The sequence below is a fragment of the Stenotrophomonas maltophilia genome (assembly GCF_002799155.1).
Classification (GTDB): Bacteria; Pseudomonadota; Gammaproteobacteria; order Xanthomonadales; family Xanthomonadaceae; genus Stenotrophomonas; species Stenotrophomonas maltophilia_R.
Genome location: NZ_NERD01000002.1, coordinates 1036934 through 1060786 on the forward strand (window position 1 = coordinate 1036934; position 23853 = coordinate 1060786).

25 protein-coding genes are annotated in these 23853 nt (G+C 66.9%); 16 read left to right on the top strand and 9 right to left on the bottom strand.

The features are described from left to right. Window positions 1–36: 36 nt before the first annotated feature. Both ybeY and B9Y82_RS05300 read right to left on the bottom strand, forming a co-directional pair. Window positions 37–522: an rRNA maturation RNase YbeY gene (gene ybeY / locus B9Y82_RS05295; protein ID WP_014036587.1), complete on the bottom strand. Its 486-nt coding sequence runs from the start codon at window positions 520–522 to the stop codon at window positions 37–39. Continuing rightward, window positions 519–1505, bottom strand: coding sequence for a PhoH family protein (locus B9Y82_RS05300; RefSeq protein ID WP_100471824.1), 987 nt, complete (start codon window positions 1503–1505; stop codon window positions 519–521). The genes ybeY and B9Y82_RS05300 overlap by 4 nt, the downstream gene beginning before the upstream one ends. 525 nt (window positions 1506–2030) lie before the next feature. Here B9Y82_RS05300 and B9Y82_RS05305 point away from each other — a divergent pair. The 3 genes from B9Y82_RS05305 to B9Y82_RS05315 are packed head-to-tail and all read left to right on the top strand — an operon-like array spanning window position 2031 to window position 5040. Beyond that, window positions 2031–2987: an HlyD family secretion protein gene (locus B9Y82_RS05305; protein ID WP_100471825.1), complete on the top strand. Its 957-nt coding sequence runs from the start codon at window positions 2031–2033 to the stop codon at window positions 2985–2987. A 20-nt stretch (window positions 2988–3007) separates the two neighbouring features. Continuing rightward, window positions 3008–3931, top strand: a complete 924-nt coding sequence (locus B9Y82_RS05310) for an ABC transporter ATP-binding protein (RefSeq protein ID WP_100471826.1) — start codon at window positions 3008–3010, stop codon at window positions 3929–3931. Continuing rightward, window positions 3928–5040 (top strand): ABC transporter permease, encoded by a 1113-nt coding sequence (locus tag B9Y82_RS05315; RefSeq protein WP_100471827.1) that lies wholly within the window; start codon window positions 3928–3930, stop codon window positions 5038–5040. Before B9Y82_RS05310 ends, B9Y82_RS05315 begins: the two co-directional genes overlap by 4 nt. A gap of 99 nt (window positions 5041–5139) precedes the next feature. On the opposite strand, the gene miaB is transcribed toward B9Y82_RS05315, so the two are convergent. Both miaB and B9Y82_RS05325 read right to left on the bottom strand, forming a co-directional pair. Next, window positions 5140–6558, bottom strand: coding sequence for a tRNA (N6-isopentenyl adenosine(37)-C2)-methylthiotransferase MiaB (gene miaB, locus B9Y82_RS05320; RefSeq protein ID WP_049435924.1), 1419 nt, complete (start codon window positions 6556–6558; stop codon window positions 5140–5142). 165 nt (window positions 6559–6723) lie between these two features. Next, on the bottom strand, window positions 6724–7344 hold the full coding sequence (locus tag B9Y82_RS05325; protein WP_049414878.1) for a glutathione S-transferase family protein: 621 nt from the start codon (window positions 7342–7344) through the stop codon (window positions 6724–6726). 80 nt (window positions 7345–7424) lie between these two features. On the opposite strand from B9Y82_RS05325, the gene B9Y82_RS05330 reads away from it, so the two are divergent. The 7 genes from B9Y82_RS05330 to B9Y82_RS05360 all read left to right on the top strand — a co-directional run bounded on the left by B9Y82_RS05330 (window position 7425) and on the right by B9Y82_RS05360 (window position 13468). Beyond that, window positions 7425–8393, top strand: coding sequence for a helix-turn-helix transcriptional regulator (locus B9Y82_RS05330; RefSeq protein WP_100471828.1), 969 nt, complete (start codon window positions 7425–7427; stop codon window positions 8391–8393). Between the two features lie 46 nt (window positions 8394–8439). Then, a complete protein-coding gene (locus B9Y82_RS05335; protein ID WP_100471829.1) occupies window positions 8440–9345 on the top strand; it encodes a lytic transglycosylase domain-containing protein in 906 nt (301 codons plus the stop codon). Window positions 9346–9539: 194 nt separating this feature from the next. Beyond that, window positions 9540–10160: a ubiquinol-cytochrome c reductase iron-sulfur subunit gene (petA, locus tag B9Y82_RS05340; protein WP_004151998.1), complete on the top strand. Its 621-nt coding sequence runs from the start codon at window positions 9540–9542 to the stop codon at window positions 10158–10160. Next, a complete protein-coding gene (locus B9Y82_RS05345) occupies window positions 10160–11419 on the top strand; it encodes a cytochrome b (protein WP_100471830.1) in 1260 nt (419 codons plus the stop codon). The genes petA and B9Y82_RS05345 overlap by 1 nt, the downstream gene beginning before the upstream one ends. Continuing rightward, the gene (locus B9Y82_RS05350) at window positions 11412–12161 is read left to right on the top strand and encodes a cytochrome c1 (RefSeq protein WP_100471831.1); all 750 of its coding nucleotides are present in this window, start codon (window positions 11412–11414) and stop codon (window positions 12159–12161) included. The genes B9Y82_RS05345 and B9Y82_RS05350 overlap by 8 nt, the downstream gene beginning before the upstream one ends. A gap of 134 nt (window positions 12162–12295) precedes the next feature. Continuing rightward, complete coding sequence (locus tag B9Y82_RS05355; RefSeq protein WP_005408842.1) at window positions 12296–12931, top strand: glutathione S-transferase N-terminal domain-containing protein; 636 nt, start codon at window positions 12296–12298, stop codon at window positions 12929–12931. 84 nt (window positions 12932–13015) lie between these two features. Further along, window positions 13016–13468 carry a ClpXP protease specificity-enhancing factor gene (locus B9Y82_RS05360; protein WP_100471832.1) on the top strand — a complete coding sequence of 151 codons (453 nt, stop codon included), beginning with the start codon at window positions 13016–13018 and terminating at the stop codon, window positions 13466–13468. Window positions 13469–13555: 87 nt separating this feature from the next. Here B9Y82_RS05360 and B9Y82_RS05365 read toward each other — a convergent pair whose 3' ends face one another. From B9Y82_RS05365 to B9Y82_RS05380, 4 genes are all read right to left on the bottom strand, one after another. Then, window positions 13556–13906, bottom strand: a complete 351-nt coding sequence (locus B9Y82_RS05365) for a DUF3301 domain-containing protein (RefSeq protein ID WP_005415950.1) — start codon at window positions 13904–13906, stop codon at window positions 13556–13558. 67 nt (window positions 13907–13973) lie between these two features. After that, window positions 13974–14975: a DUF2272 domain-containing protein gene (locus B9Y82_RS05370; protein ID WP_100471833.1), complete on the bottom strand. Its 1002-nt coding sequence runs from the start codon at window positions 14973–14975 to the stop codon at window positions 13974–13976. Between the two features lie 201 nt (window positions 14976–15176). After that, on the bottom strand, window positions 15177–16028 hold the full coding sequence (nadC, locus tag B9Y82_RS05375; protein WP_100471834.1) for a carboxylating nicotinate-nucleotide diphosphorylase: 852 nt from the start codon (window positions 16026–16028) through the stop codon (window positions 15177–15179). Next, entirely contained in the window at window positions 16025–16294 is a 270-nt protein-coding gene (locus B9Y82_RS05380; protein WP_049432560.1) for a Trm112 family protein, read from the bottom strand. Before B9Y82_RS05380 ends, nadC begins: the two co-directional genes overlap by 4 nt. Before the next feature lie 58 nt (window positions 16295–16352). Here B9Y82_RS05380 and purE point away from each other — a divergent pair, with 58 nt between their 5' ends. The 3 genes from purE to B9Y82_RS05395 all read left to right on the top strand — a co-directional run bounded on the left by purE (window position 16353) and on the right by B9Y82_RS05395 (window position 18467). Continuing rightward, a complete protein-coding gene (purE, locus tag B9Y82_RS05385) occupies window positions 16353–16856 on the top strand; it encodes a 5-(carboxyamino)imidazole ribonucleotide mutase (RefSeq protein WP_100471835.1) in 504 nt (167 codons plus the stop codon). Then, on the top strand, window positions 16853–18001 hold the full coding sequence (locus B9Y82_RS05390; protein WP_100471836.1) for a 5-(carboxyamino)imidazole ribonucleotide synthase: 1149 nt from the start codon (window positions 16853–16855) through the stop codon (window positions 17999–18001). Before purE ends, B9Y82_RS05390 begins: the two co-directional genes overlap by 4 nt. Before the next feature lie 124 nt (window positions 18002–18125). Further along, on the top strand, window positions 18126–18467 hold the full coding sequence (locus tag B9Y82_RS05395) for a carboxymuconolactone decarboxylase family protein (RefSeq protein WP_100471837.1): 342 nt from the start codon (window positions 18126–18128) through the stop codon (window positions 18465–18467). A 76-nt stretch (window positions 18468–18543) separates the two neighbouring features. Here B9Y82_RS05395 and B9Y82_RS05400 read toward each other — a convergent pair whose 3' ends face one another. Then, window positions 18544–19122, bottom strand: coding sequence for a superoxide dismutase (locus B9Y82_RS05400; RefSeq protein ID WP_100475178.1), 579 nt, complete (start codon window positions 19120–19122; stop codon window positions 18544–18546). 121 nt (window positions 19123–19243) lie between these two features. On the opposite strand from B9Y82_RS05400, the gene grxD reads away from it, so the two are divergent. The 3 genes from grxD (at window position 19244) to B9Y82_RS05415 (ending at window position 23773) form a co-directional block, all read left to right on the top strand. Then, entirely contained in the window at window positions 19244–19564 is a 321-nt protein-coding gene (gene grxD / locus B9Y82_RS05405) for a Grx4 family monothiol glutaredoxin (protein ID WP_005415957.1), read from the top strand. Next, complete coding sequence (locus B9Y82_RS05410; RefSeq protein WP_100471838.1) at window positions 19561–20337, top strand: SDR family NAD(P)-dependent oxidoreductase; 777 nt, start codon at window positions 19561–19563, stop codon at window positions 20335–20337. Before grxD ends, B9Y82_RS05410 begins: the two co-directional genes overlap by 4 nt. A gap of 232 nt (window positions 20338–20569) precedes the next feature. Continuing rightward, complete coding sequence (locus tag B9Y82_RS05415; protein WP_100471839.1) at window positions 20570–23773, top strand: TonB-dependent receptor; 3204 nt, start codon at window positions 20570–20572, stop codon at window positions 23771–23773. The last annotated feature ends 80 nt before the right edge of the window (window positions 23774–23853 follow it).

A 23853-nucleotide genomic window follows, 5' to 3' on the forward strand; every position in this document is an offset into this window, starting at 1 on the left:
ATATCGGTCGGAGCGAGCATAGCCCTTGGGTCGGCCTCAGCGCTCCCCGGCGTAGGGATCGGCGATGCCGAGCTCGGCCAGGATCTCGCGCTCCAGCTGTTCCATCGCGTCGGCTTCCTTGTCGTCCTCGTGATCCCAGCCGAGCAGGTGCAGCACGCCGTGCACGGTCAGGTGCGCGTAGTGGGCGTTGAGCGCCTTGCCCTGTTCGTCGGCCTCCCGCGCCACCACCGGTGCACAGATCACCAGGTCACCGAGCAGCGGGAACTTCACGCCCTTGGGCAGGCCTTCGGGCACTTCGGCCGGGAAGCTGAGCACGTTGGTGGCGTAGTCCTTGCCGCGGTAATGGCGGTTCAGCGACTGCCCTTCCTTGGCATCGACCACGCGGATGGCCAGGTCGGCTTCGCGGATGCGGCCTTTCAGTGCAGCGGCCACCCATTTGCGGAAACTCACCGCCGCCGGCAGGCCGGTGCGCGGCAGGGCATAACTGACGGCGACGTCCAGTCGCACGGGACCACGGGTCATGGAGTTGCTCCAGGTTGGATCTGATGCAGGTCGCGGCGATCGTAGGCGCTGACGATGCGCGCCACCAGCGGATGACGCACCACGTCGCGGGATTCGAAGAAGGTGAAGCTGACGCCCTCGACCTCGCGCAGCACGTCGATGGCATCGCGCAGGCCGGACTTCACGTGCTTGGGCAGGTCGGTCTGGGTCAGGTCACCGGTGACCACTGCGGTGGAGCCGTAGCCGAGGCGGGTCAGGAACATCTTCATCTGCTCGATGGTGGTGTTCTGTGCTTCGTCCAGGATCACGAAGGCATCGTTGAGCGTGCGGCCACGCATGTAGGCCAGCGGTGCGATCTCGATGACGTTCTTTTCCAGCAGCTTGACCACCTTCTCCACGCCCATCATCTCGTACAGGGCGTCGTACAGCGGTCGCAGGTAGGGATCGACCTTCTGGCTCAGGTCACCGGGCAGGAAGCCCAGCTTCTCGCCGGCTTCCACCGCCGGGCGCACCAGGATCAGGCGCTGCACCCGCGATTCGTTCAGGGCTTCGACCGCGCTGGCCACGGCCAGGAAGGTCTTGCCGGTACCGGCCGGGCCGATGCCGAAGTTGATGTCATGGGTGGCGATCTGGTGCAGGTAGCGGCCCTGGTTCGCACCGCGGCCGCGTACCGTGCCGCGCTTGACCTTGATCGCCACGTCCTGCGCTTCGTAGGAGCGCTCGGCGATCTGCTCGACATTGGCCTGCGCCAGGCGCAGGTGGATGGCGTGGTTGTCGAAGGTGGTCTCGCCGGCTTCGGCGTAGAGCGCCTCGACCAGCTTCTGCGCTTCCACGATGGCCTCGCTGGGGCCGCTGATGCGGAACACGAAGCCACGGTTGGCGATCTCCACGCCGAGCTTCAGCTCGATCTGGCGCAGGTGGCCATCGAAAGGGCCGCACAGGTTGGCCAGCCGCTCGTTGTCTTCCGGCGACAGGGTGAAGTCTCGGTGATCGATGCTTTTCATTGCTCGGGGTGGGGCGGAAGCCTTCCACCGCAGTGTATTCAGGGAGGACAAGGGTAGCGCGCGCACGGGGCGCACGGCCAGCAGGAGGTCGATGCGGGCTTTTCCACACCCGGTGTGGACGGGGACTGCGGAAACCTGTGGATAGGCCTCTGCGATGCTTGTGCCACAAGCCTCATGAGAGGGTGGTGAAAAAACCGTCACGGCCGCAATGGGGGTGGCACCTGCAGGACGGACGCACCGGGGGAAGGGGCACTTCGCAGTGCTTCGTCGGAAGCTTCGCCGGGCACGTCGGTGTTCTTCGTGATGGCAGCGCAGGTTCCGCTGCCAGGCGTGCAACACGATCCTGCGTCGCCGGTTTTCCACACCGGTTGTGGAATGATGCCGAATCAACCTGTGGACAGGTGGCGCGGAGCCTTGCAGCCCAAGGCCCGCCAGGCCGTGGTGAATAAACCGCCAGGGCTGATCGGAATCATTGAGGGTGCACGCGGTGCATGGCACCGTGGCGCCGTCGCAGGAGGGGATGGCATGGGCATCGGCAACGGGATGCGTGGAATCGGACTGGCAGGCATCGGCCTGCTGGCGGGGTGTGAGCCGTCAACGCCGACTGCGCTGGGCACGCTGGAGTGGGACCGGATCACGGTGCCAGCACCAGCGGCCGAGGTGATCGCTGCGGTGGAGGTGCGCGAGGGCCAGCCGGTCAAGGCCGGCGCTGTATTGATGCAGCTCGACCCGGCGCGCGGCAACGCGCAGTTTGCTGCTGCGCAGGCCGACACGGTGCGTGCGCAGGCGCAACTGGAAGAACTGAAGATTGGCCCGCGCGAGGAACAGATTGCGCAGGCCCAGGCCCAGCTGGCCGCGCTTCGCGCCCAGGCCGTCGAAGCCAGCGCCTACTATCGCCGGGTGCAGCCGCTGGCACGCCAGCAGCTGGTGGCCGCCGCCGAACTGGACCGTGCACGGGCGGCTGCCGGCAATGCCGAGGCCAGCGTGCGTGCCGCCGAGCAGGCCTGGTTGGAACTGGTGCACGGCAGCCGCGCGCAGGACATCGCGCAGGGCCAGGCGGCCGCCGATGCCGCACGGGCGCAGCAGGTGGTGCAGGGGGTGAACCTGCAGAAGCTGCAGCTGCGTGCACCGCGCGATGGCGTGGTTGATGCCTTGCCGTACCGGCAGGGTGACCAGGCGCCGATCGGGGCGCCGCTGGCAGTGATGCTGGTTGGCGAGCGCCCCTATGCGCGCGTTTACCTGCCGCAGCCACTGCGCCTGCAGGTCAAGGTCGGGCAGGCTGCGCAGATACAGCTGGAAGGCGGCAGCACCGTGCTGAAGGGGCACGTGCGTTCGATCCGCAGCGAACCTTCATTCACGCCGTACTACGCACTGACCGGTGATGACGTCGAACGGCTGAGCTACCTGGCCGAGATCGAAGTGGACGCGGCCGCCGACATGCGGACGCTTCCGGCCGGGCTGCCGGTGCAGGTGCGCTTCTGAACACTGGCGCGGACATCGCGGTGCATGCGCAGGGCCTGACGCGCCGCTTCGGCGAACTGCTGGCCGTGGACAACGTCGACCTGACCGTGCCGCGCGGGCAGGTATACGGTTTTCTGGGCCCGAACGGGTCCGGCAAGTCGACCACCATCCGCATGCTGTGCGGCCTGCTGGAACCCAGCGCCGGGCAGATCGAGGTGCTGGGCCTGGCCGTGCCCGAGCAGGCAGAGGCATTGCGCCGACGCATCGGCTACATGACCCAGCGCTTCTCGTTGTATGAAGATCTGTCGGTGCGCGAGAACCTGGAGTTCCTCGCTGCCATCCAGGATCTGCCGCGCGCGCAGGCTCGGCGTCGGATCGACGAACTGCTGCAGCAGTACCGTCTGCTGGACCGGCAGCCGCAGCTGGCCGGAACCCTCAGTGGTGGGCAGAAGCAACGCCTGGCCCTGGCCGGCGCCGTGGTGCATTCGCCCGAACTGCTGTTCCTGGATGAACCGACCAGCGCGGTCGATCCCGAATCGCGCCGCGATTTCTGGGAGGCCCTGTTCGAGCTGGCCGACGCCGGAACCACGGTGCTGGTGTCGACCCACTACATGGACGAGGCCGAGCGCTGCCACCGGCTGGCGATCCTGGATCGTGGCGCGCTGGTGGCCGATGGCACGCCGGCTGAACTGTGCGCACGATTGGAAGGGCGCACGCTGCAGGTCACCGCGTCGCAGCCGCGGCTGGCAAGCCGCGCGCTGGCCGAGCTGCCCGGGGTACTGAGCGTGGCGCAGATCGGTACCCATCTGCGCGTGCTGTGCAATGAGGGGGCGGCGGATGTCGCAGTGCTGGGCCGTGCGCTGTCCAGCGCTGACCCGCAGGCCCGTATCGAGACAGTGGCACCGAACCTGGAAGACGTCTTCGTCGCTGCTACCCGCGGCCGCGGCCGGGAGCCGGCGGCATGAACCTGCGCCGGCTCTGGGCGATCATGCTCAAGGAGCTGCGGCAGCTGCGCCGCGACCGCATCACGCTGGCGATGATCGTCGGCATTCCGGTGATGCAGCTGCTGCTGTTCGGCTACGCGATCAATCTCAACCTGCGCCATCTCGACGCCGGTATCGCCGACCAGGCCAACAGTGCGGCGTCACGTGCGCTGGTGCAGGACATGGTGGCCACCGGCGTGATCACGCCGCGCAGCCAGGCCTACACGCCGGACCAGCTGATGCAGGCGCTGCGCCGTGGCGAGATCAGTGTCGGCATCGTGGTGCCGGCCGACTTCGAGCGTCGCCGCTTCGACGGTCGCGAGGCGGTGCAGGTGCTGGTCGATGGCAGCGATACCGTGGTGCAGAGCGCGGCGATCCAGCTGGCACAGGTGCCGCTGGATACGCGTCCGGCCAGCAACATGCGTCCGCTGCGCGAAGGCAGCATCGCCAGTGGTCCGGTCAGCGTGACCAGCTTCTACAACCCGCAACGGCGCTCGGCGGTGAACATCGTGCCGGGCCTGATCGGGGTGATCCTGACCATGACCCTGGTGATGTTCACCGCGGTAGCGGTGGTGCGCGAACGCGAGCGCGGCAACATGGAGCTGCTGATCGCCACGCCGGTCTCGCGCAGCGAACTGATGGTCGGCAAGGTGCTGCCCTATGCGGCCATCGGTCTGCTGCAGACCACGCTGGTACTGGTGCTGGGCACCTGGCTGTTCCAGGTGCCGATCCGCGGCAGCCTGCTCGATATCTACCTGGCCGCGGTACTGCTGGTGCTGGCCAACCTAGCGCTGGGCCTGCTGATCTCCACCCGCGCGCGCTCGCAGTTCCAGGCCATGCAGATGACGCTGTTCCTGTTCCTGCCGTCGATCCTGCTGTCGGGTTTCATGTTCCCGTTCGCCGGCATGCCGAGGCCGGTGCAGTGGCTGGCCGAGGTGCTGCCGCTGACCCACTTCCTGCGCCTGGTGCGCGGCATCATGCTGCGCGGTGCCTCGCTGTGGGAGCTGTGGCCGGATGCACTGGCGCTGCTGGCCTTCATCGTGGTGATGATGACCCTGGCCATCCTGCGTTTCCGCAAACGCCTGGATTAGAGAATGCCGACCAACGGTCGGCATCCATCCCGGTAGGTGCCGACCGTTGGTCGGCACATCTCTCTCCCCTGGTGGGTGCCGGCCGCTGGCCGGCACACCTTATTCCGCCACCACGCGCGCGCGCAGCGAATTGGTCAGCGCTTCGGTGATCACCACATCCACGAACTGGCCGATCAACCGCGCCGGCGCCGGGAAGTTCACCGAACGCATGTTCTCGGTCTTGCCGGTCAGCTCGTTCGGGTTCTTGCGCGAAGGGCCTTCCACCAGCACGGTCTGCACGGTGCCGACCATCTTCTCGGAGATGCTGGCGGCGTGCGCATTGATGCGCTCCTGCAGGCGCGACAGTCGCGCGTGCTTCTCGGCGTCGCTGATCGTGTCTTCCAGGTCCGCGGCCGGCGTACCCGGGCGACGCGAATAGATGAAGGAGAAGCTGTGGTCGAAGCCGATGTCTTCGATCAGCTTCATGGTCTTCTCGAAATCGGCATCGGTCTCGCCGGGGAAGCCGACGATGAAGTCCGAGCTGATCGAGATGTCCGGGCGCACCGCGCGCAGCTTGCGGATCTTCGACTTGAATTCCAGCGCGGTGTAGCCGCGCTTCATCGCCGACAGCACGCGGTCGCTGCCGGCCTGCACCGGCAGATGCAGGAAATTGGCCAGCTGCGGCACGTCGCGGAACGCGTCGATCAGCGAATCGCTGAACTCCAGCGGGTGCGAGGTGGTGAAGCGGATGCGGCCGACGCCATCGATCTCGGCGATGGTGCGGATCAGCAGGCCGAGGTCGGCAAACTCGCCGTCGCCATACGGGCCGCGATACGCGTTGACGTTCTGGCCGAGCAGGTTGATCTCGCGCACGCCCTGCGCGGCCAGCTGCGCTACTTCCACCACCACGTCCTCGAACGGGCGGCTGACTTCGGTACCGCGGGTGTAGGGCACCACGCAGAACGAGCAGTATTTGGAACAGCCTTCCATGATCGACACGAAGGCCGATGCACCTTCGGCACGCGGCTCGGGCAGGCGGTCGAACTTCTCGATCTCGGGGAAGCTGATGTCCACCTGCGGCCGCTTCTGCTCGCGACGTGCACGGATCAGCTCCGGCAGGCGATGCAGGGTCTGCGGGCCGAACACCAGATCGACGAACGGCGCGCGCTTGATGATCGCTTCGCCTTCCTGCGAGGCGACGCAGCCGCCCACGCCGATGATGACCTCGCGGCCCTTGTTCTTCAGGCCCTTCCACACGCCCAACTGGCTGAACACCTTCTCCTGCGCCTTCTCGCGGATGGAGCAGGTGTTGACCAGGATGACGTCGGCGTCGTCCGGGCTGTCGGTCAGTTCCAGGCCATCGCTGGCGGCAAGCACGTCGGCCATCTTGGCCGAGTCGTACTCGTTCATCTGGCAACCGTGGGTCTTGATGTACAGCTTGCCTTTCACCTGGTCGGGCTTGCGCGGACCAGCGGGCAGGGCAACGAGCGGGGTACCGCCCGGCGTGGCGGGCGGAAAGACGTCTGGCGTCCCGGTCATGGCGCTTAATCCATTCGGGTGGCGGGAAAGCGGGCAATTCTACCCGCATCCCGCGCCAGCCGCCCGGTAGCGCCGGGCCATGCTCGGCGGAACGCCAACGGGGCCGGGCGGTGCGCTCGCGGGGCATGGCCCCGCGCTACCGATATCCCGCGCCACCCGCCGCCATTACGCCGCCGCCAGCTCCGCATCGATCTGCCGCGACCGGTCGAAGGCGGTCATCGCGCTCATCCGGGCGATGTAGTCGGCCGTTGCCGGCGCCGGCTGCACCAGGCCAAAGGCGGTGGTCCAGGCCAGCGCATTGCCCCAGAGAACGTCGGCGGCGCTCATCGTCTCGCCGAGCAGGTAGGGGCCCTGCGCCAGCTGGGCCTCGACCACCTGCAGCACGGTCTCCGCATCGTTGTAAGGCGACATCAGGCGCGGCGGTGGCTCGCGGTGCATCGCCTTGTCGATCATCGCCGGCTCGAAACAGGCACCGTAGAAGGCCATCCAGCGCAGGTAGGGGCCGCGCAGGGCGTCGCCGATCGGCGGCGCCAGCCCGGCTTCCGGGTACAGGTCGGCCAGGTACAGGTAGATCGCCACCTGCTCGGTCACCAGCGCGCCGTTGTGGACGATGGCCGGCACCTTGCCCATCGGGTTGATGGCCAAGTAGGCCGGGGCCAGGTTGGCGCCGGCCTTCAGGTCCAACACCTGCATGCGGTAGTCCGCACCCAGCGCCTCAAGCAGGGCCACCGCGCCGCTCGAGCGCGAACGGGCGGCGTGGTACAGGGTGATCTGGCGTGAGGTCATGGCATTGCTCCTTGCGGTGGGTGGTGAACTGGAGGCCATCCTGAGGCAGTATTGCGGACGACTTCTGTCCTCGATCCTTCATGCGCCATACCGCCCATCGACTGCTGCGCCTGATTGCCCTGCTGCAGGCCCGTCGCCAGTGGTCCGGGGCCGAGCTCGCCGAGCGCATGGGCGTGGACCGGCGCAGCATCCGCCGCGACATCGAGCGCCTGCGCGAGCTAGGCTATCCGGTGCAGGCCTCGTCCGGGGTAGGGGGCGGTTACCAGCTGGGGGCAGGGGCACCGGTCCTGCCGATGCTGCTGGATGAGGAGGAGGCAACCACCCTGGCCATCGCCCTGCGCGCGGCCTCGGCCACCGTCGCAGGCATCGACGACACCGCGCGCGGCCTGTTATCCAAGCTCGACCCGCTGGTGCCGAGCCGTCGCCGCCAGCAGGCCGGCGAGGTGCACGCAGCGACGGCCACTTTGTCCGACCTTCCGTCCACCGACGCACGCCTGCTCGGACGGCTGGCCCAGCACTGCCGGCAGGCGTCACGGCTGGCCTTCGAATACCGCAGTGCGCAGGACGCGGTGACCCAGCGCGAGGTCGAGGCGCAGCACCTGGTCAATTACGGGCGGCGCTGGTACCTGCTGGCCTGGGACCTGGGCCGGCAGGACTGGCGTACCCTGCGCGTGGACCGGATGGGCGCGGTGCGCGAATGCGCCGAGCCGGGCATGCACCGCCGTACGCCCGCACCACCGGACGTCATGGTGCGGCAGGCGGTCAGCCAGGCCCCGTTCGCGCTGCAGGCCATCGTCCGCCTGGCCGGCAGCCACGCCGAGCTGGAAGGCCGCATCCCGCCCTGGTGCGGTGTGCTCGAGGCCGACGGGCCCGCCCATTGCCTGCTGCGCATGGGCGCCGAGAGCCGCGGCATGATGCTGGCGCAGATCCTCAGCCTGGACCGGGTGCCAGTGGCGTTGTGGACCACGCCGCCGGGCCTGCGCGATGAACTGGCACAGCGCCTGGCCGGATTGGGGCAGCTGCTGGCTGTGCCGCCGGTCACAGGCTGAGCCGCGTCGCTTGGCAAGCCCCGGCGAAGCTGGGACACTCGCCGGCATGAAGGGGATACTGGGGACAACGGCGGTCATCATCGCTGCGCTGACCGCTGCGCCGGCCAGCGCGGGCACCCTGTTCAAGTGCCAGGGCGCCGACGGCGTCACCAGCTACGTCAGCAAGCGCGTGGCCGGGGCCCGCTGCAGCGCCATCAGCTACAGCCGCGACCTCCGCCCGGCACCGCGCCCGGTGGTGGCCGCGCCGAAGCCGGCGCCGACCACCGTGGCCAGCATCGAGCGCAACCCGGTGGCGGTGGCAGCCAGCGCTGCGGCACCGGCGGCTGCGCCAGCCGCCGTACCCGAGACCCCGGTCGCCTCGCGCAGCGGGCGCATGGTCAGCGGCCAGGTCTATTCCTTCATGAAGGATGGCGTGCGCCACTACACCAGTGCGCGGCCGACCCAGGTGGCCAACCTCGGCCCGGTGCGCACCATCCGCTACAGTTTCATGGAGCGCTGCTACGCCTGCGGCGTCAACCCGCGCGTGGACTTCGGTTCGGTGCGCTTGAACACCACCGCGTTCCAGACCGAGATCACCTCGGCCGCGCGCGAGTTCGGCGTCGACGAAGCCGTGGTGCGCGCCATCATCCACGCCGAGTCGGCCTACAACCCGACCGCGCTCAGCCGCGCTGGCGCGCAGGGCCTGATGCAGCTGATGCCGCCGACCGCGGCCCGTTTCGGGGTCAGTGACTCCTACGATGCCGGGCAGAACATCCGCGGTGGCGTGCAGTATCTTGCGTGGTTGCTGAAGCGCTTCAACGGCGACCTGACCCTGGCTGCCGCCGGCTACAACGCCGGCGAAGGCGCGGTCGACCGCCACGGTGGCGTGCCACCTTACAGCGAGACGCAGCACTACGTGCGCCGGGTCGGGCAGCTGGCCGAGCGTTACCGCACCGCCCTGAGTCACCAGTAGGTGCCGACCGTTGGTCGGCACTCCTTGAACAGGTAGGCGCCGACTGTCAGGCGGCACGCATCTGAAAGAGTTGTTGCAATGCGTTGTGTGGCGCGCGACGGTTCCGCTACACTCGCCCATGATTCAATGCGGCTCTGGCCCCCACCGGATCCGCTGGCAGCCTTAAAGCTACCTAATCAATATCGGAGTGCCGGATGGCCAACGATGGGGTACACGATCCAGTCAACACCGGACGTCGGCGTTTTCTTTCTGCCACCACAGCCGTGGTGGGCGCCGTCGGCGTCGGATTCACCGCAGTTCCTTTCATCAAATCCTGGAACCCCAGTGCCCGCGCCAAGCTTGCCGGCGCACCGGTGGTGGCCGACATCAGCGCGCTGCAGGAAGGCCAACGCCTGATCGTGGAATGGCGTGGCCAGCCGATCTGGATCGTCAAGCGGTCCAAGGCGATCCTCGATGCGCTGCACGGGCTGGATGGCCGCCTCAAGGACCCCGAGTCCGGCGAGAAGGACCAGCAGCCGGACTACGTGCTGAAGCAGAACCCCGAGCTGCGCTCGATCAAGCCGGACATCTCCGTGCTGGTCGGCCTGTGCACGCACCTGGGCTGCTCACCGGAAATGGTCGCCGAGATCCGGCCCGAACCCTATGACCCGCAGTGGAAGGGCGGCTACTTCTGCCCCTGCCACAAGTCGCGCTTCGACATGTCCGGCCGCGTCTTCAAGGACGTGCCGGCGCCGATCAACCTGAAGGTGCCCGCGCACCACTACCAGGACGACAACACCATCATCATCGGTGTCGATCCGCAGGGGGCTGCCTGATGTCCAATATCCTCAGCCGTGCCGCCAGCGGCGTGGCCGACTGGGTCAATGCCCGCGCGCCGGGCCTGATGCCGGTCTACCGCAAGCACGTCACCGAGTACTACGCGCCGAAGAACTTCAACATCTGGTACTACTTCGGTTCGCTGGCGCTGCTGGTGCTGGTCAACCAGATCGTCACCGGCATCTTCCTGACGATGCACTACAAGACCAACGCCGCCGAGGCGTTCGGCTCCATCGAATACATCATGCGCGATGTGGAGTGGGGCTGGCTGATCCGCTACATGCACTCCACCGGTGCCTCGCTGTTCTTCATCGTGGTCTACCTGCACATGTTCCGCGGCCTGTTGTATGGCAGCTACCAGAAACCGCGCGAGCTTGTGTGGATCCTGGGCATGCTGATCTACCTGGTGCTGATGGCCGAAGCCTTCATGGGCTACGTGCTGCCCTGGGGCCAGATGTCGTTCTGGGGCGCCAAGGTGATCATCTCGCTGTTCGGCGCGATACCGGTGATCGGCAACGGCCTGACCGAATGGATCATGGGTGACTACCTGCCCAGTGACGCCACGCTCAACCGCTTCTTCGCGCTGCACGTCATCGCCCTGCCGCTGGTACTGCTGCTGCTGGTGGTGCTGCACCTGGGCGCGCTGCACGAAGTGGGGTCGAACAACCCGGACGGCGTGGAGATCAAGAAGGGGCCGAAGGGCAACCGCTGGTCGCCGAACGCCCCGGCCGACGGCATTCCATTCCACCCGTACTACACGCTCAAGGATGGCGTCGGCGCTGGTTTCCTGCTGATCATCGCCGCCTTCATCATCTTCTTCGCGCCCGGTTTCGGCGGCCTGTTCCTGGAGCACGACAATTTCACCGAGGCCAATCGCCTGGTGACGCCGGAGCACATCAAGCCGGTCTGGTACTACACCCCGTACTACGCGATGTTGCGCGTGGTGCCGAACAAGCTGGGCGGCGTGCTGGTGATGTTCTCGGCCATCGCGATCCTGTTCCTGGTGCCGTGGCTGGACAAGGCCCGGGTGAAGTCGGTGCGCTATCGCGGCTGGATCTCGAAGGTGATGCTGGGCGTGCTGGCGGTGTGCTTCGTGTGGCTGGGCGTGATTGGGTCCGGCCCGGGCACCGACGTGCACGAAACCTACATCGGGCGGGTGCTGACCTTCCTGTACTTCGCGTTCTTCATCACCATGCCGCTATGGACAAGGTTGGACAAGGCCAAGCCGGTACCGGAGAGGGTGACCACGCATGACTGAGCGCTGGATGGTCCGGCTGGCCCTGGCGGCCACCCTGATGCTGGGCAGTTTCCTGGCCTCCGCCGCCGAGGGCGGCACCAAGCTGCTGCAGGCCGGCAACGATCTCGGTGACCGCGCCTCGCTGCAACGCGGCGCGCAGCTTTACATGAACTATTGCTCCAGCTGCCATGCGCTGAAATACCTGCGCTATTCGCGGATGGCGCAGGACCTGGGCCTGACCGAAGAAGAGGTGATGAACAACCTCAACTTCACCGGCTCGGCGATCGGCGATCCGATCCCGGTGGCGATGCCCAAGGAGAACGCCGAGAAGTGGTTCGGCAAGATGCCACCGGACCTCAGCCTGATCGCGCGGGTTCGAGGCAGCGACTGGGTCTACACCTATCTCAAGTCGTTCTACCTGGACAGCAGCCGGCCGCTGGGCTGGAACAATGCATTGTTTGCCAATGCCTCCATGCCCAACCCGTTGTGGGAGATGCAGGGGCTGCAGCATGCCGTGCATGGCAAGCCCGAGGCCCCCGGCATGGACCCGCCGGTGACCGGCCTGCGCATCGAAACGCCCGGTTCGGTGGATGCCGGCCAGTACGACCAGGCCGTGCGGGACATCACCAACTTCCTCGAATACGCCGGTGAACCGGCCGCGCTCAAGCGCCAGCAGCTGGGCGTGTGGGTGATCCTGTTCCTGGCGCTGCTGACCTTCCTGCTGTACCTGCTGAAGAAGGAATACTGGAAGGACGTTCACTGATTCTGCCGCCGGCCATCGCACGGGCCTATTGGCTTTTGTGATGGTCGGTTGCACACTCGGGGAGGAGTCGACCGCTGGCACGGTGCCGGCGGCGCCGATGCGGCAGGCGGTCTCCTGTCGTGGGAGAGCCTTTGATGGCGGCGAGCGTACGCATGCGCAATACACTGACGCTGTTTTCCTCGAACGACGACGTACTGTGCCACCGTGTACGGTTGGTGCTGGCGGCCAAGGGGGTCACCTTCGACTTCGTTCCGGTCGATCCGCAGAACCCGCCTGAAGACCTGATCGATCTAAATCCGTACCACTCGGTACCGACCCTGGTCGAGCGCGAGCTGGTGCTGTACGCCGCATCGGTGGTCAGCGAGTACCTGGATGAGCGCTATCCGCATCCGCCGCTGATGCCGGTCGATCCGCTCTCGCGTGCACGCATCCGCCTGGCGATGCTGCGCATCGAGCACGACTGGGTGCCGCAGGTACAGGCCATCCAGCTGGGCAACAAGACCCAGGCCGAGGCCGGCCGCAAGCGCCTGAAGGAACTGCTGACCGCCTCGCTGCCGCTGTTCAAGGCCAGCAAGTTCTTCCTCAACCCGGAAATGAGCCTGGCCGACTGCGCGATGGCGCCGATCATCTGGCGCCTGCAATCGCTGGACGTGCCGCTGCCGAAGGACGGCAAGGCGATCGAGGACTATGGCAACCGCATCTTCCGCCACCCGGGTTTCGTCCGCAGCCTGACCGACCAGGAAAAGAAGCTGCGCGATCTCCCGGTCTGACCTGGCCCTGCGCAACCCGTCTGCACACCGACCGGCGTGCAGGCGATCCGCCCCGGCGGGGCGCCGGGCGCGTACACTTCACGCATGACCGAAGACTTCTTCCACATGACCAGCCACCGCCCGTACCTGCTGCGGGCGCTGGTGGAATGGATCAATGACAACCAGCTGACCCCGCACATCCTGGTCGACGCCGGCGTCCCCGGCGTGCAGGTCCCGCCTTCGGCGGTCAAGGACGGCCGGGTCGTGCTCAACATCGCCGAACGTGCCGTCGTGCGGCTGATGATCGACAACGAAATGGTGAGCTTCTCGGCCCGCTTCTCCGGCACCAGCTACCCGGTGCAGGTGCCGATCAGCGCCGTGCTGGCTGTCTATGCCCGCGAGACCGGGCAGGGCATGGCGCTGCCGGATGACATTCCGGGCAATGAGACCGCACCGACCAGCGAGGAACTGCTGCACGAGGAAGGCACGCCGCCGGACGATACGCCGCCGGCCAGCCCGCCGCCGAAGGGCCGCCCGAATCTGCGCGTGGTCAAGTAACCGTTCCGACGCCGCCCCGATGGGCGGCGTTTTTCCTTGCAGGATTTACCGGTGGGTGCCGACCGTTGGTCGGCACACCTTCAGCCCCTACACATCCTCGGCATCCTCCACATCCGGCCGGATCTGGCTGATCCGCGCGGCACCGGGGCCGGTGAACGAGATCAGCTGGTCGCCACGCAGCACCATGCGGCCCACGTGGCGATCGATGCCATCGTAGGAATACTCGAACTTGAAGGTGCGCTCGAAGCCGAGCCGTCCATCCTCGCCACGCGACAATCGCAGGCCGGTGGCGTGCACCGCCTGGTCCAGCCACTGCACATCGGCGGCGCGGCAGGCGTTGCGGCCCAGCTCGACCGCGCGCTCGGCGGCCGAGCGTGCGGCATTCCAGAAGAAGTAGATGATTCCGCCGGCAATCAGCAACAGCAGCAGGGTGGGCATGGCTTCAGCCGTCAGAGGTCGATCCGGCAAAGATGGCGGCGAACGCGCGCTGGATCAAGCGCTGCACTCACCGCCGCGGCGGCGGTAGGCCAGGCGCCGGCTGCGCGGGCGCGATGGCCGGTTGCGGCGCAGGAGCGGTCTGCATCGGCGTGGCCATGGGCGAAGGCATCACCAATGGTGCGGCCGCAGTCAGCTGCAGCAGCGCCGCCCAGTCCTGGCGGTTGAAGCTGCATTCGTCCTCGCGGCCCGGCGTGCAGCTGGGGTCGATGCCGGTGCTGTTGCGTTCGCGCGCCGGCGGCAGCTTGATCAATCCGGTGCGCTCCAGCGGCAGCAGCCGCATCGCCACGGTGTTCATCACGTTGCCACCGACCAGGTACAGGGTCTGGTCGCCGCCAAGATTGGCGGCCACCACCACTTCGCAATGCGATTTCCAGTGGCCCACCGAGCCATTGCCCAGTGCCTGCACCAGCCCGCTGTAGCTGAGCGTGCTGCTGCGGTCGCGCAGGAAGCACAGCAGATCGCCGGGTGCGGGTTTGGCCGTGGCCGGGTCGACCAGGCGGTAGGGCACGCCCGAGGGCCCGCCCTGGTACGCAGCGCGGATATAGTCAATGTGGCGTGGCGAGGTATTGAAGCCGGGCACGCCGGCCCGCACCATCACCCAGGAAATGAACGCCGCCGACCATGGGTTGTCGACGAGGAAGGCGCGGCAATCGCTGTCGGTGTAACGCGTGCCCAGTGGTGCCAGGCAGCTGCTGGCACCCGCGATGCTGCCCATTGCGTTGAGCGTGCCGCTGTCGCGCCAATAGCCGGCCACGCGCTGCCAGGCGATCAGGCCGTTGTCGGCCAGGTGTTCTTTCTCGGCCTCGGTGACGCTGAGGCTCGCCGCGCGGCCATCACGATCGATGAAAGGCCGGAACCAGAGCCGGTGTTCGTTGCAGGCGGTATTGCGGATGGCCACCGCCAACGGGCTCAGGCCGAAGCGGGGCGGCACATCGCAGGCTTCGGCAGCCGCTGCGGACAAGGGGGCTGCCGCGAGCAGCAGGCAGGCAGGCAAGAGCATCCGGCGCATGCACGGTTCCTGTGGGGGATGCCCGCAGCGTCGCAGAGGACGGCGTGGCCGAGCCGTGAAGGCCTCCGAACCGGTAGCGCCGCATGCCCGGCGAGCGAAGCGGTAGCCCGGCTCATCGCGCGCGCAACGCGCGGGTTGCACCTTGGGAGGGCTCCGGAAAGCAGCCAAGCATGGGCTCGGCTCCACAGGGTCTTGCAGGCTTCAGCCCGGCGGCGGGCCGAGCTTCAGCGACAGATCGATGGCCTGCACGTGCTTGGTCAGGCCGCCGATGGAGATGCAGTCCACGCCATCCTCGGCGATCGAGCGCAGGCCGCCCAGGCCGACGCTGCCAGACACTTCCAGCGGAATGCGGCCGGCGGTGATGCGTACCGCCTCGCGGCGCAGGTCGGGGCTGAAGTCGTCCAGCAGGATGCGCTCGCAACCGGCTTCGAGGGCCTGGCGCAGTTGTGTCAGGTCCTCCACTTCCACCACCAGCGGCAGCGCGGGCCACTGCCGGCGTGCGCCTGCCACGGCGGCAGCCAGCGAGCCGGCGGCGCGGATGTGGTTTTCCTTCAGCATCACCGTGTCGTACAGGCCGAAGCGATGGTTGTCGCCGCCGCCGCAGCGCACGGCGTACTTCTGCGCCAGGCGCAGGCCGGGCAGGGTCTTGCGGGTGTCGAGGATGCGCGTGCCGGTACCGGCCACGGCGGCCACATAGCGGGCAGTGGTGGTGGCGGTGCCGGACAGCGTCTGCAGGAAATTGAGCGAGGTGCGCTCGGCGCTGACCAGGCTGCGACTGCGTCCGTGCAGCAGGGCCAGCACGGTGCCTGCGGTGACCGCGTCGCCTTCGGAAACACGCCATTCGATGCGCACGTCCGGGTCGAGCGCGCGGTGGGTGGCATCGAACCAGGGGCGACCGGCGATCACCCCATCCTGCTTGCACAGCAGGTAGGCGCTGTCGGCCTGGTCGGGCAGCAGGGCGGCGGTAACGTCACCGCTGCCCAGGTCCTCGGCCAGTGCACGCGCGACATCGGCGGCGACAACGGCCGCATCCGGCGTCGGCAGCGTGCTCATGCGGCCGGGAAGTCGGTGATCTGGGCGGTCGGGATGGCTTCCTCGGCCAGCAGCACCGGGATGCCGTCGTCAACGCGGAACACCTGCTTGCGGTCGCGGGTAACCAGCGCTTCGCGCAGCGGCTGCGCCAGCGGGTTGCCATCGGCCTTGTTCACTGCGCCGGCGGAAATGGCCTTGTTGAGGGCTTCCAGGCCCTTGCCATCCAGCAGGGACAGGGGCTGGCGGGTGTCCGGCGACACCAGCAGGTCGAGCAGCTTGCGATCCATGGTTCTTCGTCTTGCGTGGAAGATGGCTAGAATACGTCTTTAAGGCAGGTGACGGCCAATGACCCCCAACCCGATCGCGCCGCTTGTCGGCATCGTCATGGGTTCCCGTTCCGACTGGGAAACCATGCAGCACGCCGCCCAGAAGCTTGAAGCCCTGGGTGTTCCGTTCGAAGTGAAGGTGGTGTCCGCGCATCGGACGCCGGATGTGTTGTTCAGTTACGCCGAGCAGGCGGGCCCGCGTGGTCTGCGCGCCATCATCGCCGGTGCCGGCGGGGCCGCGCACCTGCCGGGCATGATCGCCGCCAAGACCGCCGTGCCGGTGCTGGGCGTGCCGGTGCAGTCCAAGGCCCTCAACGGCATGGATTCGCTGCTGTCGATCGTGCAGATGCCGGCCGGCATCCCGGTCGCCACCTTCGCCATCGGCAATGCCGGCGCCTCCAATGCGGCGCTGTTCGCCGCCGCGATGCTGGGCAGCGACCAGCCGGCGATCGGCCAGGCGCTCGACGCGTTCCGCGCACGCCAGACCGAAGACGTGATGGCCCACGACGATCCGCGCCAATGAGCCTGACCGTCGGCATCCTGGGCGGCGGCCAGCTCGCCCGCATGATGGTCCTGGCCGGTGCGCCGCTGGGGCTGCGTTTCGAGCTGTACGACCCGGCTGCCGATGCCTGCAGCGGCCCGCTGGCACCGCTCACCGTCGGCGCCTTCGATGACCGCCAGGCGCTGGCGGACTTCGCCGCCAAGGTCGATGTGGTCACCTTCGATTTCGAGAACGTGCCTGCAGACAGTGCACAGTTCCTGGCCGACCGCGTGCCGGTCTATCCGCCGCCGGCCGCACTGGCCGTGGCCCAGGACCGGTTGAGCGAGAAGACCCTGTTCCAGGAGCTGGGCATCCCGCTGCCGGTCTTCGCCGACATCCGCAGCCGTGACGAGCTGGCGGCGAAGGCTGCCGAGTTCGGCCTGCCCTGCATCCTCAAGACCCGCCGCCTGGGCTATGACGGCAAGGGCCAATTCCGCCTGCGCAGCGAAGCCGACATCGACGCCGCGTGGGATGCGCTGGGCACGCAGGTCGAGCGCACCGGCCTGATCCTGGAAGGCTTCGTGGCCTTCCAGCGCGAGGTCAGCGTGGTTGCCGTGCGCGGCCGCGATGGCAGCTTCGAGGCCTGGCCGGTCACCGGCAACTGGCACGTCGACGGCGTGCTGTCGGCCAGCGTGGCACCGGCCGTGCTGGCCGACGCCGAACAGCAGGCCGCGATCGGCTATGCCCGTCGTGTCGCCGAGCACCTGCAGTACGTCGGCGTGTTCGCGCTGGAACTGTTCTGCCGCGATGGCGAACTGCTGGCCAACGAGATGGCGCCGCGCGTGCACAACTCCGGCCACTGGACCATCGAAGGCAGCGAGACCTCGCAGTTCGAGAACCATCTGCGTGCCGTGCTGGGCCTGCCCCTGGGCAGCACCCGCATGCTCGGCCACGCCTGCATGCTGAACTGGCTGGGCAAGATGCCCGACCCGTTGCCGGTGCTTGCCCAAGCCAGTGGCCACTGGCATGACTACGGCAAGGAGCCGCGCGAAGGCCGCAAGGTCGGCCATGCCACATTGCGCGATGACGATGCCGCTGCCCTGGCCGACGCGCTGGACCAGGTGGGTCTGGAGCTGGACCGCCAGGCCCAGGTGGCGCCGGCGGTACACGCGCTGCGCAACCGCTGAGCCGGGCGTGCCGGCCAATGGCCGGCACAACCCCGTGTGCCTGCAACGGTGTGGCGCGCCGGTGCAGGCATCGGCGCAGCATTCCCGGTGGTAGCGTGGAGCTCCTTTCACAGGAGTCACCCTCATGCTCGACTGGAATACCTACCGCAAGGAGCTGAAGGGCCGCATCGGCGAGATCGGCAAGCTCTCGCCGGATACGGTCAAGGGTTATGCCACGCTGGCCAATGCGGGCGCGCAGACCAACCATCTTGATGCCAAGACCCGCGAGCTGATCGCGCTGGCGGTGGCAGTGACCACCCGCTGCGACGGCTGCATCACCGTGCATGTGGACGCGGCGCTGAAACATGGTGCCAGCCGCGAGGAAATCGCCGAAGCATTGGGCGTGGCGGTGTCGCTCAACGCCGGCGCGGCGCTGGTGTACTCGGCGCGGGTGATGGACGCCGTGGCTGCACACGAGAACGCGTGATGCCACCGTGCCGCCGGCCATGGCCCGGCGTTACCGCGAGGGTGGGGTAGCGACGGGCCATGCCCGGCGGATGTCCTCAGCGCAGCTGGCTCTCGGCGAATTCCCAGTTCACCATCTGCCAGAACGCGTCCAGGTAACGCGCGCGGTCATTCTGGTAGTCGGTGTAATAAGCGTGCTCCCAGACGTCGCAGCAAAGCAGTGGCGTGCTTTCACCGGTCAGTGGCGTGCCGGCGTTGCGGGTGGCCTGGATGCCCAGCTGGCCACCCGGGTGCTGCACGAGCCACACCCAGCCCGAGCCGAACAGGCCCAGCGCGGTGCGGTTGAACTCCTCGCGCAGGCGCTGTGCGTCACCGAACTGGCGCTTCACCAGCTCGCCCAGCCGGCCCTGCGGTTCGCCGCCGCCGCGCGGGCGCAGGCACTGCCAGTAGAAACCATGGTTCCAGGCCTGAGCGGCGGCATCGAACAGCGAGCCCTGGGCGTGGCGCACGATCTCTTCCAGTGACGCTTCCTCCCACTCGGTGCCGAGGATGCCGGCGTTGACGGCATCCACATAGGCGCGATGGTGGTGGCCGTGATGCAGTTCCACGGTCTGTGCGGACAGGTGTGGCTGCAGGGAGCCGGGAAGGTAGGGCAGGGCGGGCAATTCGACGGGCATGGACAGGTTCGTGGCCAAGGGGACGGCGGCAGCCGGTTCCATCCGCTTACAATGGCGGCTACCGTGGGCAGTCTAGCCGACCATCACGGTCGGTTTGTCCGGCGAAGCAAGGAGTGTGGTTGTGGCGGTAATGCAGCAAATCCAGGCCGAGGTCGATCGTTACCCGCTCGTGCTGTTCATGAAGGGCACCCCGCAGTACCCGATGTGCGGCTTTTCCAGCCGCGCCGTGCAGGCGTTGATGGCCGCCGGCGCCGTCACCCTGCGCACCGTCAACGTGCTCGAGGAGCCGGAGATCCGCGCCAACCTGCCGCGCTTCTCCAACCTGCCGACCTTTCCGCAGCTGTTCATCAACGGTGAGTTGATCGGCGGCTGCGACATCGTCATGGAACTGTTTGAATCCGGCGAGCTCAAGCGCATCGTCGAAGAGGCGACCCAGGGATGAGTGCCTGGCCGTCGACGTCACCCACTGACGGGGCGCTCGATGGCCGTCCGTTGCAGGACCGCGTGGTGCTGGTCGCTGGCGCCGGGGGAGGGCTGGGCAGTGCTGCGGCGGTCGCCGCCGCAGCGGCCGGGGCCACCGTGGTCCTGCTGGGGCGCAAGCCGCGCCGGCTGGATCGGGTCTATGCCCAGGTCCAGGCGGTCGGCCCGGAACCCTTGCTGTACCCGCTGGACCTGGAAGGCGCCGGCCCGGATGACTATGCCGAACTGGCCCAGGCAGTCCAGCGCGAGCTGGGGCGGCTGGACGGCCTGCTGGTCTGCGCCGCGCATTTCCCCGGCCTGACCCCGTTCGAACTGGCCGACCCGGCAAGTTTCGCCCGCGCGCTCCATGTCACCCTGACCGCCCCGGCCTGGCTGGCCCAGGCCTGCCTGCCGCTGCTGCGGCAGCGCGAGGACGCCGCCCTGGTGTTCGCGGTCGATGCCCCCGAACGGGTGGGGCAGGCCTACTGGGGGGGGTACGGTGTGGCCCAGCATGGCCTGCGCGGCCTGATCGGCAGCCTGCACGATGAGCTGGGCCGCAGCCCGGTGCGGGTCAGTGGTCTGTACCCGGGTCCGCTGCGCACGGCACTGCGGGCCCGCGCCTATTCCGTCGATCAGGATCCGGCTGCCCGAACGCCGGAAGCCGCGGCGGCGGCGGCGGTGACCCTGCTTTCCGCTGCCGGCAGCGACTGGCGGGGCCGCATCCTGGATGCGAGCGAGCCATCCGGCGACGCGTGAAGGCCGCCGTAGGGTGGAATGAAGATCCCGTCACGATTGCGTTGCGATCCCGTGCCGTTTGTCGCACGACCGTCACATTGATGGCGTAGCGTGTTAATCTAGTGTTAACCGTTATGGCTGCCTTCAGCCAAGCGGTAGGGAACCCCAGATAACTCTCCGAGCAGCCACCCGCAGGGCTGTTTGGATGCGCTTTTTTTCCGCCATCGCCAACTCGCATCGAGGCTACCGAAAAATGACCCACCCACTCCGGATGTCCAAGCTTACCCTTGGTCTCGTGGCTGCACTTGCCGCCGCTCCCGCCTTCGCCCAGAGCACCTCTGCCGGTGTCGGCGGCCAGGTGATGTCCGCCGCAGGCCAGCCTGTCGCCGGCGCTGAAGTCACCATCACCCACACCGAGTCGGGTACTGTTTCGCGTGCCACCACCGATGCGTCGGGCCGCTACAACGCGCGCGGCCTGCGCGTGGGTGGTCCGTACACCATCACCATCACCAAGTCCGGTGAAGGCACCAAGACCGAAGAAGGTGTCTACCTGAACCTGAACCAGGTCAACACCGTCAACGCCAACCTGGGCGGTGACCTGGCTGCGACCAACCTGGACGCGGTGAACGTTGTCGCCACCGCCGGCGGCCTGGACCTGTTCAGCGCCAACAAGATGGGCACCGGTACCAACGTCACCCGCGAAACGATGGATGCGCTGCCGTCGGCCAACCGCAACATCCAGGACTACGTCCGTCTCGACCCGCGCATCTCGCAGGTCAGCAAGGCGGACGGCGCGATCTCGGCGGGCGGCCAGAACACCCGTTACAACGCCATCCGCATCGACGGCATCAGCGCCTCCGATCCGTTCGGCCTGGGCTCCAACAACCTGCCGACCGAGCGTCAGCCGGTGTCGATGGATGCCATCCAGGAAATCAACATTGACCTGGCCAACTACGACACCACCATCGCCGGTGGCACCGGTGCGGTGATCAATGCCGTGACCAAGTCGGGTACCAATGAATTCCACGGCACCGTGTACGGCTCCTACCGCGACAAGGACATGGTCCGTTCGCGCCTGGAAGGTGACCGCCAGGACTTCAACGGCTTCGAGGATGAGAAGACCTATGGCATGACCTTCGGCGGCCCGATCGTCAAGGACAAGCTGTTCTTCTTCACCAACTATGAAAAGTACGAGCGTTCGGCCGCCGGCATCAGCCTGAGCGATACGCCGATCGGCAAGGGCACGATCACCCAGAAGGACATCACTGATGTCCAGAACTACCTGGGTAATCTGGGCTATGACCCGGGCAGCCTGTCGGCGCCGAACAGCAAGACCGAGATCGAAGAGTACGCGGTCAAGCTGGACTGGAACATCAACGAGAACCACCGTGCGGCCCTGCGCTACAACAAGATGGAGCAGAACGTCGTTCGCTTCCCGCAGGTCAGCAGCAGCGCCATCTCGCTGAGCAATTTCTGGTACCAGCAGCCGACCGAATACGAAACCTGGATGGGTGAACTGTTCAGCGACTGGTCCGAGAACTTCTCGACCGAATTCAAGGTTTCGCACAAGGATTACTCGGCCAACCGCGTTCCGCTGGTCGACATGCCGCAGATCCGCATCCGTTCGGGTAATGATTCGCTGTACGTCGGTACCGAGCAGAACACCCATGTCAACATCGTCGAGTCGAAGGAGCTGAGCGCCTTTGGTGCCGGTACCTGGTACATCGGTGACCACACCGTCAAGTTCGGCTTCGATTACTCGAAGAACGAGCTGATGAACTTCTATGGCCGCAACCTCAACGGCGTGTACGAATTCAACAGCGTCAACGACTTCCTGGCAGGCAGGGCTGCGCGCTACCAGCTGCGTGCGCCGCGTGCCGATGGCAGCCGCAGCGACATCCCGGCCGACTTCACCCTGAAGAACACCGGCGTGTTCGTGCAGGACACCTGGGCGATCAACTACAACCTGAGCCTGATGTTCGGCGTCCGCGTCGACATGCCTGACTTCAGCAGCCAGCGCCTGTACAACCCGCGCATCGAGCAGCTGTATGGCTTCAACAACACCAAGCTGGTCGACAAGAACCTGGTGCAGCCGCGTGTTGGCTTCAACTACACCTTCGACAGCGAGCGTCCGACCCAGCTGCGCGGTGGCGTGGGCCTGTTCGGTGGCGCCGCCCCGAATGTGTGGCTTGCGGGTGCCTACCAGAACACCGGCCTGAACTACATCGAGTATGACCAGCGCAATCCGCCGGTCGGCTCCTTCACTCCGGACGGCAACAATCCGTATATCCCGGCAGGTGGCCCGGCGACTGCGCGCCAGAACGTGGACATCATCGCGCCGGGCACCCGCCTGCCGTCGGTGTGGAAGGCCAACCTGGCGTTCGACCATGAACTGCCGTGGTACGGCATCGTGGCGTCGGCCGAACTGCTGGTGACCAAGGTCAAGGACGGCATCTACTTCGACCGCCTGGACATTGGCGCGCCGACCGTTACCGGTCCGGATGGCCGCGCGATCTATTGGAACCCGCAGGGCCGTAACCCGGCCAACACCCGCGGGGACCTGGGCATGACCACCGGCACCAACGGTGCGGTCGATCGTGCCAATCGCCCGAGTGACATGGGTGACGTGCTGGTCATGCGCAACACCGACAAGGGCCGTGGCACCCAGGCCACCTTCTCGCTGGCCAAGCCGCTGACCGAGAACTGGGGCTGGTCGCTGGGTTACACCTATACCCAGTCGAAGGAAGTCAGCCCGCTGTCCAGCTCGCAGAACACCTCGAACTGGAACAACACGCTGATCTTCAACTCCAACGAAGACGTGGCCTACAACTCGCGCTACGCGCTCAAGGACCGCATCACCGGCACCCTGGAGTGGAAGCACAACTTCTTCGGTGACAACGCCACCCGCGTCGGCCTGTTCTACGAAGGTCGCTCGGGCCGTCCGTACAGCTACATCTTCTATAACGATGCGAACGGCGACGGTGCTACCACCAACGATCTGTTCTACGTGCCGAAGGGCCCGGGCGACGTGCTGTTCACTGGCGGCGCGACCATGGAAAAGGCGTTCTTCGACTGGCTGGCGCAGAACCCGGAGCTGGATGCCTACCGTGGCAGCGTGGTTCCGGCCAACCAGCATCGCGCCAAGTGGATCAACTCCTTCGATGTCCGCATCAGCCAGGAGTTCCCGGGCTTCGTGAAGAGCCACAAGGGCGAGATCGCGCTGGACATCATGAATGTCGGCAACCTGCTGAACAAGAAGTGGGGCCTGATCGACGATTACGGCTTCTACTCGACCCGCCGCGTTGCCAACTACGCGGGTATCGATCCGGCCACCGGAAAGTACGTGTACTCGTTCACCGGTGCCGACAGCTCTGCGATCCAGGAAAACAACAACGACAAGGGCAACACCGCCGTGTCGCGCTGGTCGATGCAGCTGACCCTGAAGTACAAGTTCTGATCCGTCAGAGCCTGAAGCAGTGAGTGAAAACGGCCGGGGAAACCCGGCCGTTTTCCGTTCAGGCGAAAGTCCTTGCAGGC

Excerpts from the sequence above, each read along its gene's own strand:
- ybeY (WP_014036587.1), bottom strand. The coding sequence starts at position 522 with ATGACCCGTGGTCCCGTGCGACTGGACGTCGCCGTCAGTTATGCCCTG.
- B9Y82_RS05300 (WP_100471824.1), bottom strand. The coding sequence starts at position 1,505 with ATGAAAAGCATCGATCACCGAGACTTCACCCTGTCGCCGGAAGACAAC.
- B9Y82_RS05305 (WP_100471825.1), top strand. The coding sequence starts at position 2,031 with ATGGGCATCGGCAACGGGATGCGTGGAATCGGACTGGCAGGCATCGGC.
- B9Y82_RS05315 (WP_100471827.1), top strand. The coding sequence starts at position 3,928 with ATGAACCTGCGCCGGCTCTGGGCGATCATGCTCAAGGAGCTGCGGCAG.
- miaB (WP_049435924.1), bottom strand. The coding sequence starts at position 6,558 with ATGACCGGGACGCCAGACGTCTTTCCGCCCGCCACGCCGGGCGGTACC.
- B9Y82_RS05325 (WP_049414878.1), bottom strand. The coding sequence starts at position 7,344 with ATGACCTCACGCCAGATCACCCTGTACCACGCCGCCCGTTCGCGCTCG.
- B9Y82_RS05330 (WP_100471828.1), top strand. The coding sequence starts at position 7,425 with ATGCGCCATACCGCCCATCGACTGCTGCGCCTGATTGCCCTGCTGCAG.
- B9Y82_RS05335 (WP_100471829.1), top strand. The coding sequence starts at position 8,440 with ATGAAGGGGATACTGGGGACAACGGCGGTCATCATCGCTGCGCTGACC.
- petA (WP_004151998.1), top strand. The coding sequence starts at position 9,540 with ATGGCCAACGATGGGGTACACGATCCAGTCAACACCGGACGTCGGCGT.
- B9Y82_RS05345 (WP_100471830.1), top strand. The coding sequence starts at position 10,160 with ATGTCCAATATCCTCAGCCGTGCCGCCAGCGGCGTGGCCGACTGGGTC.
- B9Y82_RS05350 (WP_100471831.1), top strand. The coding sequence starts at position 11,412 with ATGACTGAGCGCTGGATGGTCCGGCTGGCCCTGGCGGCCACCCTGATG.
- B9Y82_RS05355 (WP_005408842.1), top strand. The coding sequence starts at position 12,296 with ATGGCGGCGAGCGTACGCATGCGCAATACACTGACGCTGTTTTCCTCG.
- B9Y82_RS05360 (WP_100471832.1), top strand. The coding sequence starts at position 13,016 with ATGACCGAAGACTTCTTCCACATGACCAGCCACCGCCCGTACCTGCTG.
- B9Y82_RS05365 (WP_005415950.1), bottom strand. The coding sequence starts at position 13,906 with ATGCCCACCCTGCTGCTGTTGCTGATTGCCGGCGGAATCATCTACTTC.
- B9Y82_RS05370 (WP_100471833.1), bottom strand. The coding sequence starts at position 14,975 with ATGCGCCGGATGCTCTTGCCTGCCTGCCTGCTGCTCGCGGCAGCCCCC.
- nadC (WP_100471834.1), bottom strand. The coding sequence starts at position 16,028 with ATGAGCACGCTGCCGACGCCGGATGCGGCCGTTGTCGCCGCCGATGTC.
- B9Y82_RS05380 (WP_049432560.1), bottom strand. The coding sequence starts at position 16,294 with ATGGATCGCAAGCTGCTCGACCTGCTGGTGTCGCCGGACACCCGCCAG.
- purE (WP_100471835.1), top strand. The coding sequence starts at position 16,353 with ATGACCCCCAACCCGATCGCGCCGCTTGTCGGCATCGTCATGGGTTCC.
- B9Y82_RS05390 (WP_100471836.1), top strand. The coding sequence starts at position 16,853 with ATGAGCCTGACCGTCGGCATCCTGGGCGGCGGCCAGCTCGCCCGCATG.
- B9Y82_RS05395 (WP_100471837.1), top strand. The coding sequence starts at position 18,126 with ATGCTCGACTGGAATACCTACCGCAAGGAGCTGAAGGGCCGCATCGGC.
- B9Y82_RS05400 (WP_100475178.1), bottom strand. The coding sequence starts at position 19,122 with ATGCCCGTCGAATTGCCCGCCCTGCCCTACCTTCCCGGCTCCCTGCAG.
- B9Y82_RS05410 (WP_100471838.1), top strand. The coding sequence starts at position 19,561 with ATGAGTGCCTGGCCGTCGACGTCACCCACTGACGGGGCGCTCGATGGC.
- B9Y82_RS05415 (WP_100471839.1), top strand. The coding sequence starts at position 20,570 with ATGACCCACCCACTCCGGATGTCCAAGCTTACCCTTGGTCTCGTGGCT.